Below are 13,095 nucleotides of genomic sequence, written 5' to 3' on the forward strand. Positions count from 1 at the left end.
AAATTAACTCCAAATTAATAAGCAGTAATATTTTTTACCACGACGAAGTAAAGTATAACGATTATATAGTTTATCACTATCAGTAAAACGGTAATCAGTTGTAGTGTTACGTTCACCATTAACAGAAATAGCATTAGATTCAATCATTGTTCTAGCTTGTCCTCTTGATGGTGCAAATTCCGCATTAACAATTGCTTGTTGCAAATCAACATTTTCCTCAACGGCTAATGTTGGCATACCATCTTGAGCTAATTGTTCAAAGTCAGCTTCGGATAAGTCAGTTAATTTGCCAGAGAATAAACTTTCTGTAATGCGTTTTGCTGCAATCAATCCTTCTTCACCATGAACTAAGCGTGTAACTTGCTCGGCAAGTACATATTGAGCTCGTGGTGCAACGCCACTATTTTTATCTTTTTCCTCCAATGCATCAATCTCACTTAGAGGCATAAATGTGAAAAATTTTAAGAATCGATAAACATCAGCATCAGCAGTATTTATCCAAAATTGATAGAATTTATAAGGACTTGTCTTTTTAGGGTCTAACCATACGGCACCACTTTCAGTTTTACCAAATTTGGTACCATCTGATTTAGTGATTAACGGTACAGTCAAACCATAAACTTGTTTTTGATGTAAACGACGGGTTAAATCAATACCTGCAGTAATATTACCCCACTGATCAGATCCACCAATTTGTAAAACAACATCATGTGATTTATTCAAACAAGCAAAATCATAAGATTGTAATAAGCTATAAGAAAATTCAGTAAATGAAATACCCACCTCATCACGATCTATACGTTGTTTAACTGATTCTTTATTGATCATCGCATTAACTGAAAAATACTTACCAACATCACGTAAAAATGTCAGTACATTCATGCCACTAAACCAATCATAGTTATTAGCCACAATCGCTGAATTTCCACCACAATTAAAATCTAAAAATGGTGACACTTGTTGTTTGATCTTTTCACTCCACTCAATAACTGTTTCCTCAGTATTAAGTTTTCGTTCAACAGCTTTAAAACTTGGATCGCCAATTAATCCTGTTGCTCCCCCTACAAGCGCAACAGGTTTATGACCAGCTAACTGAAAACGTTTTAAACAAAGTAATGGAACTAAATGACCAAGATGCAAACTATCTGCTGTTGGATCAAAACCACAATAAAGCGCAATAGGATTTTGTTCAATTTGTTCTATTAGTGCTTTTTCATCAGTAAGCTGAGCAATCAGCCCACGTTCTTGTAGTTGTTTGATCACATTTTTTGTCATGATATTTTACCTATTAAATTTATTACATTTATATTCTAGTTTAAATAAGATTTATTCTAATTTACTTTGTTGTGATAACGTTTATACGCTTGTTTAAAATGATCTGCTACGATCTCGTTTGGCTTTTTATCAAAAAGACTAAAAATAATAATAGCTATAGAAGCAAATAAAAATCCAGGGATAAGCGAATACAAATTAAACCAATTAAAATTAATCCATAGCAACACAGTTACGGCACCAGTTATCATTCCAGCTAGTGCTCCATTACGTGTCATACGCGACCAAAAAACAGAAAATACGATTATAGGACCAAACGCCGCACCAAATCCAGCCCAAGCATGACTTACTAAATCAAGTACGCTATTATTTGGATTAATAGCTAATAAAATAGCAATAACTGAAACTAATAGCACCATTATACGACCAACCCATACCAATTCCTTTTGTTTTGCTTTTGGTCTAAAAAACGCACGATAAAAATCTTCCGTTAGAGCACTTGAACAAACTAATAATTGACAACTTAATGTGCTCATGACCGCTGCTAAAATAGCGGCCAACAAAATACCAGCAATCCAAGGATTAAAAAGTAATTTCGACAATTCGATAAAAATACGTTCATGTTTACCATCATTAATCAAGTAAGATAAATCTGGATTATGAGCAAAAAAGGCGATACCAAAAAAACCAACCGTGATTGCGCCAGCTAAACACAAAATCATCCATGTCATACTAATCCGTCGAGCGTTTTTCATTACTTCATGTGAATCAGCAGCCATAAATCTGGCTAAAATATGAGGTTGCCCAAAATATCCAAGCCCCCAACCTAATAATGAAATAATGGCAATAAAATCCATATGAGCAAATAAATTGGTATAATCTGAATTGAGCGATTCAATATATATCAATGCATCAGAAAGCCCACCAGCATTCACCATAACCATAATTGGCGTTAGAATAAGTGCAAACATCATTAAACTAGCTTGAATAGTATCAGTCCAGCTTACTGCTAAAAAACCACCGATAAACGTATAGGCAATTGTTGCACCTGCACCCGCTAACATCGCCCAGCCATAGCTCATACCAAATGTACTCTCGAATAACTTTGCACCCGCAACTACGCCAGAAGCACAATAAATAGTAAAAAATATTAGAATAATGACAGCTGAAATAATGCGTAGAAGTGAGCTTTTATCATCAAATCGACGAGCAAAATAATCGGGTAAAGTTAATGAATTATGATTGATTTCAGTAAAGACTCGTAATCGTCCTGCAATGAGTAGCCAATTTAAATAAGCACCAATAATCAATCCGATTGCAATCCAACTTTGTGAAATACCAAACAAAAAAACAGCACCAGGTAATCCCATTAATAGCCAACCACTCATATCTGATGCGCCAGCTGAAAGCGCAGTCACAACACTACCGATACGACGCCCACCTAAAATATAATCACCAAAATTTTGCGTTGAACGAAACGCAAAAAAACCTATGGCAATCATGCCTAAAATATATACAGCAAAGGTGACAATCATTGGTAAGGGCATATCTTTAAAAAACCTTATTTGATAAAATTAAGAAATAGTACGCTAGCTTATCATAAAATGACTATGCTAAAAAGTCAGTGAGTATAAATGTGAATATACAAATAACAAAAAACTAAGCAACATTAAAAATAAAATTGTCTTACAATTATTAATCAGTACATTTCATCGTTCTCATCCATATAAAAAAATAAATGCAACTTACAGATAAACAGTAAATAAAAGTATATAATATGCGTCTTACTATTTTTTAATAAAATTATTTTGTGAAACAATCAACCCGAATTCAAATTTTAGAAAGATTAAAAGATCATATTAAAGATCCAACAACAGAACTAGTGTATGAAACACCTTTTGAACTATTAATCGCAGTAGTACTTTCAGCCCAAGCGACTGATGTTAGTGTAAACAAAGCCACAAAACCGCTGTTTGCTATTGCTAATACTGCTGAACAAATTTTGGCTCTTGGTATTGATAAACTAAAAAGCTATATCCGTACCATTGGGCTTTATAACAGTAAAGCGGATAATATAATAAAAACGTGTCAAATTTTGGTAGATAAATATCAGGGTGAAGTTCCTGAACGTTTTGATGCACTAATTGAATTACCGGGTGTTGGTCGTAAAACGGCAAATGTTGTGTTAAACACCGCTTTCGGTTGGCCTACCATTGCCGTTGATACACACATATTTAGAGTAAGCAACCGTACAGGTTTTGCACCAGGTAAAACAGTAGAGGTTGTTGAAGAAAAATTGCTGAAAGTCGTACCCAAAGAATATAAAATAAATTGTCACCACTGGCTAATATTACATGGCCGTTATACCTGTATTGCCAGAAAGCCTAGATGTGGATCCTGTGTTATAGAAGATTTGTGCGAATTTAAAGAAAAAACTTATCCAGAGTAGAAATCAATGCCAAATAAATTTAATTTAGACCAAGATGATATAAACTTGTTTAAAAATAGTATTGGTAACATCACCAAAAAACTAAAACAAGATACTGTCGTTCATAAACCACAAAAACGTTCACAAAAAGTAATAGAAACCCAAAAACAGCAATATGAAAAAATTAATGCTGAATTTTATTTTTCTGATGATTATCAGCCGCTATTGCAAGAAGACCCTATTTGCTATAGCCGAGAAAATGCAGATCCCTACGAAGTAAAAAAATTGCGTCGTGGATTTTATGAACCAGAATTCTTTTTAGACCTACATGGGTTAATTCAACAAGAGGCTAAAAAAGAAATTGCCGCTCTTATCGCAGCATGTTTACGTGAAAGAACGCATTGTGCTTGTATCATGTATGGACATGGGAAAAACATCTTAAAAAAACAAACACCCATGTGGCTAGCTCAGCATCCTCATGTTATCTGTTTTCATCAAGCCCCTAAAGAATTTGGTGGCAACGCAGCACTTCTCATTTTATTTGATATTGAAAACAAACTAATAAATAGCTAGTTTTTGAAAACTTAACCAACCATCTGGGTAATCATAAAAATAATTTTTACTCTTCTTCCGTCAATTTATTTAAGCCTTTGTGACGACATTAGCATGTAGATAAAAACAACAATTAAAATAGTTTTAACTAGAGGTTAATGTTTAAAAATAATTGTTAATAACGCAAAACAAAAAAACCAGCTTAGCGATAACGTCAAGCTGGTAAACATTGGAAGCAATGTGAGCAATGTCATACTTTTTCAGAAGCCTCTAAAGCTCTAACAAAGTACGACAATAATGATAATGATTATCATTAACAATGATCAAGCATTTTTTTATTTTCTAAGCTAGATAAAAATAAATCCTTTATTCTCTAATTTCATAATAAGAGGATTCATATTTAACAATATAAAAAATAAGCAGAATATTCCTATTCTGCTTTTATAAAAAATTCTACGCAATGGCTAATTTAGGCGAAATAAAACAGAGTATAGTACTCATTATTTTTGATAAATAAATTCAACACCCTCTTCATCGCTTTCGTCCCAGTCATCAAAATCATCGCCATCATCAAAAGCCTCATCCATTACTTGTTGATGGTAATCATCCCACATAAATTCCACTTTTTCAGGCGATGACACTTCTTGTTCTGCTTCACGTGGATGCGCATTGATATATTCCATTAAGTCCCAACACAAGGCTTTTACACCTTCTTGATTAATGGCTGAAATAATATAATATTTATCTTGCCAATCAAGTGTCTTAGCTATTTCAGCCGCACGTTTAGCGCTCTCTTCAGGACCTAATACATCCATTTTATTAAACACCAACCAACGTGGTTTATTAGCTAATTTTTCACTATATCGTTGAACCTCTTGGATTATCACTTTAGCATTTTCTACCGGATCTGATTCATCTACTGGTGCCATATCGATCAAATGAACTAAAACACGACAACGTTCAAGATGTTTTAAGAAACGAATACCAAGTCCTGCACCGTCTGATGCCCCCTCTATTAAACCAGGAATATCAGCAACAACAAAACTTTGTTCATTATCCATTCTTACTACACCTAAACTAGGCACTAAAGTAGTAAATGGATAATCGGCAACTTTTGGTTTAGCAGCTGAAACTGAGCGAATAAAAGTTGATTTACCAGCATTAGGCAAGCCCAACATCCCCACATCAGCAAGTAACAACAATTCTAATAATACATCGCGCTTTTCACCTGGAGTACCATCAGTTTTTTGTCTTGGCGCACGATTTACCGATGATTTAAAACGCGCATTTCCAAGCCCATGAAAACCGCCCTTGGCAACCAATACTTTTTGTTGGTGATGGGTTAAATCACCAATAATTTCACCTGTATATTTGTCGGTAATTCGTGTCCCCACCGGTACTTTAACGGTAATATCTCGGCCACGCTTACCCGTACAATCAGAACCCTGTCCATTTTGGCCACGCTCAGCACGGTAATTTTTTTCAAACTGAAAATCAACTAGTGTATTTAAATTCTCATCAGCGATAAAAAAGACATCACCACCATCGCCACCGTCGCCACCATCAGGACCACCTTTAGGTATATACTTTTCTCGGCGAAAACCGACACAACCATTTCCACCATCTCCAGCTTCAACGCGAATTGATGCTTCATCAACAAATTTCATTATTCTTCCCCTTTATTGCGGTTAATTAGCCAGCCTTTTCTTGGATGCCAAATATAATGCCCAATGGTCGCAAACATAGCACCAGCAACAACAGATACTGCACCAATATAACCTAAAATATTTAAATATTGCATAGCAAACTTTTCAGGCCAAATTAAAGCAAACAAATCTGAAAAGATCAGCGAAAACAATGGCGTTAGGGTTGTTATTGCACTCACTTGTGCTGCTTGCCATCGTTCCATAGCCATCACTAATGCGCCATAAGCAATAATAGTATTTAAACCACAAAATATGATAGCAAACAGTTGAGTTGCATCAGCATTTGTAATTTTACTTAGCGACGTAAAAGGCAACAAAAAAACAGTACAAATAAGGTAAATCAACCAAAGTAACTGTTCTGCACGTAATTTCTGTAATAGTACTTTTTGAGCAAGCGCATAACAAGCCCATGATACCGAAGCCAGTAAACCAAGCCACACGCCAATACCATATGAAGACATATTAGAAAACAGATCTACAATATTTTTATTAAAAAATAACCCCAGCCCAACTAATAATACTAAAATACCAATAATCTGAGTCGGTCTGAGTCGCTCTCTAAAAATAAAAGCACTTGAAATCATAAAAATCACAATGCCTGTTTGCCCAACAACCTGAGCGGTTGTAGCTGAAAGATACTGAAGTGCATTAGCAAACAGTGCAAAATTACCCAACAACCCAAAACCTGCAATCATCACTAAAACAAAACGACGACATTTTCTAAACATCATTAAATTAGGAAATTGCTTTTTATAAGCCAACCAGATGGTAATACCAAGCGCTGAAATAGCTAGTCTAGACCAAGCTAATGTCAATGGATCAACAACTACTAGTGCGTATTTCATTGCAATTGGCACAATGCCCCACATCACTGCGGTTAACATGGCAAGTGCAAAACCTAATCTAACATTTTGCTGCTTTATCATATCACCATCAATTTTATATTAACTTCAAGAAATGAAAAAAGCCCCACAATAATTGTGAGGCTTCTAAAACTTTTTGAACCGTTTATGAATTAGCTGTTAGCAACTACACTAACATAACGACGATTCTTAGGTCCTTTAACTTCAAACTTTACTTGTCCATCAATTAAGGCAAATAGAGTATGATCACGACCACAACCTACATTAGTGCCTGGGTGGAATTGAGTTCCACGTTGACGAACTAAAATGTTACCAGCAAGAACTTCTTGACTACCATAACGTTTAACACCTAAACGTTTACTTTGGGAATCACGACCATTACGTGATGAACCACCAGCCTTCTTATGTGCCATTGTTCGATACTCCTATTAAGCGATTGCAGTGATCTTCACATCAGTGAACCACTGACGGTGACCTTGTTGTTTACGATAGTGTTTACGACGACGGAATTTAACAATTTTCACTTTATCGCCACGACCGTGCTCAACAATTTCTGCTTTAATTGTTGCACCTTCAACAAACGGAGCACCAACTTTGATGTCTTCACCATTTGCTACCATTAAAACTTTATCGAAAACAACTTCTGCACCTGTTTCGACTTCAATTTTTTCCAAGCGAACGACTTGTCCTTCGCTAACTCGGTGTTGTTTACCACCACTTTGGAAAACTGCGTACATACTTAACTCCGCAATAAAAAGCAGACGATTACTTGATTAAACATATATGTCTGCGTGATTAATCTTATAGGGCGTGAATTTTACGCAAATTTTATTCTTGTTGCAAGCGCTCTTTAACAAAAGATCGCAAAAAGTTATAAAAAAGATCAGCGAGATACTCTTTTCAAGCTACAATAATCATAAATTACTATTTAGCCAGAATAAAATTTAAAAATAACGTTAAGTGTTTATATGTCGAAAATAAAAATTCGCTACACCGAATCAATTATTAATCGTTTAACACTATTGCTGCTCTGTTTAGGCGCTATTGCTTTAGTTGCATTATCGTTTTCAATCCAGATTGCCAATGATACAAAAGGTGGAGCGTATATGGTTAATCAATTAGGCTTACTAAGAATGAAGAACTACCAAATACTAACAATGGTTCCACTCAATAAGGAAGATTATGATAATTTAAATATTTTTATTAATATTTCTTCATCACAAAAACATTTAACGCTTTTAAAACGTTACGATTTAATTAATGCATTTAATCAGTTAGAAACCGATTGGAATACTCGACTTATTACTAAAATACAGCAAGCACAAAAAATCGATGAAATAAAAATTGATATTGAAAACTATGTTGCTCGTATCAACAATTTAGTAGATAAGATTGATCAAAAAACCGAAAACAAAATTTATTATATTTCTCAATTACAACAATTATTTATTGTTATTATCGTAATTTTTTTAGCTGTTCAAATTTATTATTTACGCTACTACCTCCTTGCGCCATGGCAGAAACTAATTAGTATGGCTGAAGCAATTTTTAACCACAATTTTAAAGCGCGTTTTAATATTAAAGGTAGAAAAAATGAATTTGATCTATTAGGGCTTGCTTTTAACAAAATGTCCGAGCAAATCGAATCACAATATTTATTGTTAGAAAAACAAGTCGCAGAAAAAACAGATAAATTACAACAAACCAATAAAATCGTTTCATTTCAATATCAAACAATTAAGCAACTGCATACTTCAGAACCATTGTGTGAACGTTTTCTAAAAATACTACACAAATTAGAAGATTTAGTACCATTAACTCAATTTAAAATTCGTTTTTATGAATCAAATAATACTGATCATTATCAACAAATTAGTTACAATAATGAACAAAAATTACCTTATTGCCAAGGTCCTAAATGCAACGCTTGTTTAATCTCATCAAAAACTTCTCAAAAAAATAACTTTCAACGCCATTGGCACCTTCAAGAAAATGGAGAAAAATATGGGATATTATTTGCTTTACAGCCAGAAAATATCATATTAACCAATGAACAAGAAAACTTAATTATAGGAGTCATCAAGCAAATGACTACCGCAATGAAGCTCGATAGACAAATTGAACAACAAAAACAATATTTATTAATAAAAGAACGCTCAGCAATGGCCAGAGAGCTGCATGATTCCATTGCTCAATCTCTATCTTGTTTAAAAATACACCTCAGCTGCTTACAAATGCAATCAGATTTAACATCACAAAGCAGTATTGATTTATTGTCAACAATGCGTAAAGAAGTCAATATAACCTACTCTCAACTAAGAGAACTAATTACCTCTTTTCGCTTACGCCTTAACCAAACGGGTTTTTATGCAAATTTACTGGAATTAATTGAGGAATTTAATCAAAAATTACAATTCAATATTCAGTTTGAATATTTATTACCGCTGAATATTATCAATAGTAAATATGCATTTCATTTATTGCAAATAATTCGAGAAGGACTAAATAACATATACAAACATGCTAAAGCTACACAGGTTATTGTTAGTTTAAAAATTGATGACCATCAAATTATTTCTGTTTGTATTGAGGATAATGGAATTGGTTTACAAAACAATATTAGACTAGATAATAGCTATGGTCTAATCATTATGCGTGATAGAGTTGAAATACTAAATGGTAATTTAACAATAAATAGCAAACCTCTCCAAGGAACACAAGTTATGATAGCATTTAAGGTTAATAAAACCATTTCATTCAAAACAACAGAAGAGTAAAAATGGAACAAATAAATTGCTCAATACTTCTTATTGATGATCATCCAATGTTAAGAAATGGCGTAAAACAGCTGATAAATACAGTCAACCATTTTGACATTGTAGGAGAAACTGGCTCTGGAATAGAAGGCGTTAAATTAGCCGAAGAGCTTGATCCTGATATTATTTTACTTGATATCAATATGCAAGACGTTAATGGATTAGAAATATTACGCTATTTGCGCCAAAAAAACATATCGAGTCGAATTATTATGTTTACAGTATCAGATGCAAAAGAAGATATAATCACCGCACTAAAAACAGGTGCTGATGGCTATTTATTAAAAGATATGGAGCCTGAAGATTTTCTAAAATCACTACAAGAAATCTCGATTGGAAAACTAGTTATGGATAATGCTATTTCGCATATTATCCTCAATTACATGCGTCATAACAAACAACCAATTGCAAAACAGATGCATGATGTCAGCTTGTTGACACTAAGAGAAAATGAAATTTTTAATTTATTAGTACAAGGACTATCAAATAAGCTAATTGCAAGAGATTTAGGTATCGTAGAAAGCACCGTCAAAGTACATATCAAAAGTATATTCAAAAAACTTAATTTTAAATCACGAATGGAAATGACAGTATGGTATTTACAAAGTAAGGAATAATGTTATTTACTTAAAAATAGATAAATCATAACGCATTACCTTAAATAGGTAAAACAATTTATAACACAAAATATAGGATGGTGTTCACGAAAATTCATCTATTTATTTCTATTAATACTCAGAAAACCAATTCAGCTTTTCGCGGAATGCTACAACAGGCCCGATAATAATTAAACTAGGACTATAAGCCTGCAAAGACAATTGTGCTAAATCACATAACAGACCTGATATTACTTTTTGCTTTGTCGTTGTACCTTCTTCAACAATTGCAACTGGCGTATTTGCATTCATACCGTATTTAATTAATTGTTTTTCGATGTTACTAGCTTGAGATAATCCCATATAAAAAACTAATGTTTGTTTTTCAGCGGCTAAACTTTTCCAATCAAGATGACTACCATCTTTCAAATGACCAGTAATTAAACGTACGCTATGAGCATAATCTCGATGCGTTAATGGAATTCCACTATAAGCAGAACAACCTGAAGCTGCAGTAATTCCTGGCACAACAGAAAATGGAATATCAGCATTAAATAATGTTTCGAGCTCTTCACCACCTCGACCAAAAATAAAAGGATCTCCACCTTTTAAACGTACAACACGTTTACCTTTTTTAGCTTGTTGTAAAAGAATCTGATTTATTTGTTCTTGAGGTACACAATGAAATCCTGCTCGCTTACCAACAAAAATACGTTGAGCATCTCGACGGGCTAAATTCATAATTTCATCCGATACTAATCTATCATAGACAATAATATCTGCTTGTTGGATTTGTTGTAATCCCTTTAAAGTCAACAAGCCTGCATCACCCGGACCAGCGCCAACTAATACAACCTCTCCACGCGAATCAAGTGAAGTATCAAATAACTCATTAGTGAGTTTTTCAACATGATCTGAATCGCTATTAGCAATCGCTTGAGCTAACCTATCATGAGAAAATAACCTTTCCCAAAAACGACGACGTTCCGTCACTGTTTGATAGGTTGTTTTAACTTTATTACGTAAATAACCGGCATATTTAGCTAATTTTCCTAAATGTTGGGGTAAAATGGACTCTAGTTTTTCACGCAATAATCTAGCCAAAACAGGAGCATGCCCTTCTGAAGATATTGCAACCATAATAGGCGAACGATCAATAATTGAGGGCATAATAAAACTCGCATCTTTTGGAGAATCAACCACATTACAAAAAATACGCCTTTTTTCCGTCTCAACACTCACCCTTTGATTAGTTTCCTGACAGTCTGTTGCCGCAATAACTAACCATTTATCATTCAGTAATTCGGCATTAAACTCCCCTTGAACTAAAACTAGTTGTTTTTGTTCATTCCAACATATGAATTGCTCGTTAAATTCATGCGCATTGACAGTTAAGCGTGCACCAGCTTCAAGTAATAATCGAGCTTTACGCTCAGCAACTTCACCGCCACCGACTAATAAGCAATCACGGTTTTCTAGCTTACAAAATAAGGGGAAATAATCCATAATACCTCAAAATAAAACATTATCTGTTTAAAAATTTATTAACAACTAACCTCTAATAATAGAAATTTATTAATTATCCTATTTTTAATTGCTTCGTTATTTTTTATTACTAATTACGATTAAAACCAAATATAATCCTCATTAATTTAACACCTTTTGGGGGATTGCTTACCATGCTCTCTCCTTATATTAGGTTATTTTAACCACATTTTCTGAATTAAACAGCTATTAAGGTCGATCTTCTTTGGGTGTTGAATACCAGTATCCCAGTCCCATAAATAATGCGCCAGAAACAATATTTCCTAATGAAACCCATAATAGATTATGACCAATTCCAGTTAATGTGTAAGCATCACTATGATGACCAAACCATGAAAGTGAAAAAAGTGTCATGTTCGCAACGGAGTGTTCATAACCACAAGCAATAAATGCTAACAAACACCACCAAATAGCGATAAACTTTGCCGAACCTTCAACTCGATTAGCCATCCAAATCGCTAAACAAACTAACCAGTTACATAAAATACCTCTAGAAAATAATGCCGAAGCTGAAGCAGATGTTTTTGCTAAAGCCGCTGCATGAACCAAACTAGTATCCGTTGATAATAGCGGTGTTGCAGCATAAAAATACAATGCAGTAACAAAAATTGAACCTAATAAATTTCCTAACCATGTTTGTGGCAATACTGTCCACATTTGGGTATGAGTAATTTTTTTGCATTTTACTCCTAGGGTTAAAAACATGGTATGCCCTGTAAATAATTCAGAACCTGCAATTACAACCAACGTTAAAGCAATACCAAATGTTGCCCCCATAAGTAAAGGTCTTATTGATGGATCAACAAGGTTTCCTAAAGTAAAAATCAAAATAATACCTATTCCTACATAAACCCCAGCCATAGCAGAACTTAGCCAAAAACCAAATGGATTCGTTTTTGTCAAACGAACAATACGCGCAGCATTTGCTGCACATTTATTAATTGTCTCTGTATACATAATGAATTTATCCTTTTAAAAATACATTTAGCGCGACTTTACTTGTACGATCCCACCGTCATTAACATCTACTTCATAATGGAAGATTGAATATTGTTCATCTTCAAAACAATAACCATCTTTTAAACGAAAGCGTTGCTTTTTAAGCGGGCTTGCCACCCATAACTCATTTTCATGTTCTGCTATAATGCCTCGGGATAAAACACTTGCTTTAGCAAATGGATCAATATTACTAATCGCATAAAGCTCAGCATTATTATAAGGGCGAAAAATAGCCACATGATCATTACCAACAAGTGCACAAACTCCTGTGCCAGGTAAAATCTCATCAAGTTTACAAATAGTTATCCATTGACTCAT

General features: G+C 34.0%; 13 protein-coding genes. 4 read left to right on the top strand and 9 right to left on the bottom strand.

Annotation, left to right across the window (positions count from 1 at the left end; all coding sequences use genetic code 11):
* Nucleotides 1-3: 3 nt before the first annotated feature.
* Together tyrS and putP are read right to left on the bottom strand one after the other, a co-directional pair.
* Nucleotides 4-1,275, bottom strand: coding sequence for a tyrosine--tRNA ligase (gene tyrS, locus A9G43_RS03090; RefSeq protein ID WP_218058596.1), 1,272 nt, complete (start codon nt 1,273-1,275; stop codon nt 4-6).
* Nucleotides 1,276-1,331: 56 nt separating this feature from the next.
* Nucleotides 1,332-2,819, bottom strand: a complete 1,488-nt coding sequence (gene putP, locus A9G43_RS03095) for a sodium/proline symporter PutP (protein ID WP_176701688.1) — start codon at nt 2,817-2,819, stop codon at nt 1,332-1,334.
* 263 nt (nt 2,820-3,082) lie between these two features.
* On the opposite strand from putP, the gene nth reads away from it, so the two are divergent.
* Both nth and smrB read left to right on the top strand, forming a co-directional pair.
* Nucleotides 3,083-3,721 (top strand): endonuclease III, encoded by a 639-nt coding sequence (gene nth / locus A9G43_RS03100; protein ID WP_065606541.1) that lies wholly within the window; start codon nt 3,083-3,085, stop codon nt 3,719-3,721.
* A 6-nt stretch (nt 3,722-3,727) separates the two neighbouring features.
* Complete coding sequence (gene smrB, locus A9G43_RS03105) at nt 3,728-4,273, top strand: endonuclease SmrB (RefSeq protein WP_065606543.1); 546 nt, start codon at nt 3,728-3,730, stop codon at nt 4,271-4,273.
* Nucleotides 4,274-4,752: 479 nt separating this feature from the next.
* On the opposite strand, the gene cgtA is transcribed toward smrB, so the two are convergent.
* From cgtA to rplU, 4 genes are all read right to left on the bottom strand, one after another.
* Nucleotides 4,753-5,919: an Obg family GTPase CgtA gene (cgtA, locus tag A9G43_RS03110; protein ID WP_065606546.1), complete on the bottom strand. Its 1,167-nt coding sequence runs from the start codon at nt 5,917-5,919 to the stop codon at nt 4,753-4,755.
* Nucleotides 5,919-6,884, bottom strand: a complete 966-nt coding sequence (locus A9G43_RS03115) for a DMT family transporter (protein WP_065606548.1) — start codon at nt 6,882-6,884, stop codon at nt 5,919-5,921. The genes cgtA and A9G43_RS03115 overlap by 1 nt, the downstream gene beginning before the upstream one ends.
* An 89-nt stretch (nt 6,885-6,973) precedes the next feature.
* Nucleotides 6,974-7,234: a 50S ribosomal protein L27 gene (gene rpmA / locus A9G43_RS03120; protein ID WP_034915250.1), complete on the bottom strand. Its 261-nt coding sequence runs from the start codon at nt 7,232-7,234 to the stop codon at nt 6,974-6,976.
* Nucleotides 7,235-7,249: 15 nt separating this feature from the next.
* A complete protein-coding gene (gene rplU / locus A9G43_RS03125; protein ID WP_025314436.1) occupies nt 7,250-7,558 on the bottom strand; it encodes a 50S ribosomal protein L21 in 309 nt (102 codons plus the stop codon).
* A 231-nt stretch (nt 7,559-7,789) separates the two neighbouring features.
* Between rplU and A9G43_RS03130 the strand changes: the two genes are divergently transcribed.
* Together A9G43_RS03130 and narL are read left to right on the top strand one after the other, a co-directional pair.
* Nucleotides 7,790-9,598, top strand: coding sequence for a histidine kinase (locus A9G43_RS03130; protein WP_065606550.1), 1,809 nt, complete (start codon nt 7,790-7,792; stop codon nt 9,596-9,598).
* 2 nt (nt 9,599-9,600) lie between these two features.
* On the top strand, nt 9,601-10,254 hold the full coding sequence (gene narL, locus A9G43_RS03135) for a two-component system response regulator NarL (protein WP_065606552.1): 654 nt from the start codon (nt 9,601-9,603) through the stop codon (nt 10,252-10,254).
* Between the two features lie 111 nt (nt 10,255-10,365).
* On the opposite strand, the gene cysG is transcribed toward narL, so the two are convergent.
* The 3 genes from cysG to nirD all read right to left on the bottom strand — a co-directional run bounded on the left by cysG (nt 10,366) and on the right by nirD (nt 13,095).
* Nucleotides 10,366-11,739, bottom strand: coding sequence for a siroheme synthase CysG (gene cysG, locus A9G43_RS03140; protein WP_065606554.1), 1,374 nt, complete (start codon nt 11,737-11,739; stop codon nt 10,366-10,368).
* A gap of 228 nt (nt 11,740-11,967) precedes the next feature.
* A complete protein-coding gene (nirC, locus tag A9G43_RS03145) occupies nt 11,968-12,735 on the bottom strand; it encodes a nitrite transporter NirC (protein WP_065606556.1) in 768 nt (255 codons plus the stop codon).
* A gap of 27 nt (nt 12,736-12,762) precedes the next feature.
* Nucleotides 12,763-13,095: a nitrite reductase small subunit NirD gene (nirD, locus tag A9G43_RS03150; RefSeq protein ID WP_065606558.1), complete on the bottom strand. Its 333-nt coding sequence runs from the start codon at nt 13,093-13,095 to the stop codon at nt 12,763-12,765.

This window comes from Gilliamella sp. Occ3-1 (genome assembly GCF_001690655.1).
Classification (GTDB): Bacteria; Pseudomonadota; Gammaproteobacteria; order Enterobacterales; family Orbaceae; genus Gilliamella; species Gilliamella apicola_P.

What these genes read in the sequence shown, in the direction of transcription:
- tyrS (WP_218058596.1), bottom strand. Translation starts at nt 1,275, where the DNA reads ATGACAAAAAATGTGATCAAACAACTACAAGAACGTGGGCTGATTGCT.
- putP (WP_176701688.1), bottom strand. Translation starts at nt 2,819, where the DNA reads ATGCCCTTACCAATGATTGTCACCTTTGCTGTATATATTTTAGGCATG.
- smrB (WP_065606543.1), top strand. Translation starts at nt 3,728, where the DNA reads ATGCCAAATAAATTTAATTTAGACCAAGATGATATAAACTTGTTTAAA.
- cgtA (WP_065606546.1), bottom strand. Translation starts at nt 5,919, where the DNA reads ATGAAATTTGTTGATGAAGCATCAATTCGCGTTGAAGCTGGAGATGGT.
- A9G43_RS03115 (WP_065606548.1), bottom strand. Translation starts at nt 6,884, where the DNA reads ATGATAAAGCAGCAAAATGTTAGATTAGGTTTTGCACTTGCCATGTTA.
- rpmA (WP_034915250.1), bottom strand. Translation starts at nt 7,234, where the DNA reads ATGGCACATAAGAAGGCTGGTGGTTCATCACGTAATGGTCGTGATTCC.
- rplU (WP_025314436.1), bottom strand. Translation starts at nt 7,558, where the DNA reads ATGTACGCAGTTTTCCAAAGTGGTGGTAAACAACACCGAGTTAGCGAA.
- A9G43_RS03130 (WP_065606550.1), top strand. Translation starts at nt 7,790, where the DNA reads ATGTCGAAAATAAAAATTCGCTACACCGAATCAATTATTAATCGTTTA.
- narL (WP_065606552.1), top strand. Translation starts at nt 9,601, where the DNA reads ATGGAACAAATAAATTGCTCAATACTTCTTATTGATGATCATCCAATG.
- cysG (WP_065606554.1), bottom strand. Translation starts at nt 11,739, where the DNA reads ATGGATTATTTCCCCTTATTTTGTAAGCTAGAAAACCGTGATTGCTTA.
- nirC (WP_065606556.1), bottom strand. Translation starts at nt 12,735, where the DNA reads ATGTATACAGAGACAATTAATAAATGTGCAGCAAATGCTGCGCGTATT.
- nirD (WP_065606558.1), bottom strand. Translation starts at nt 13,095, where the DNA reads ATGAGTCAATGGATAACTATTTGTAAACTTGATGAGATTTTACCTGGC.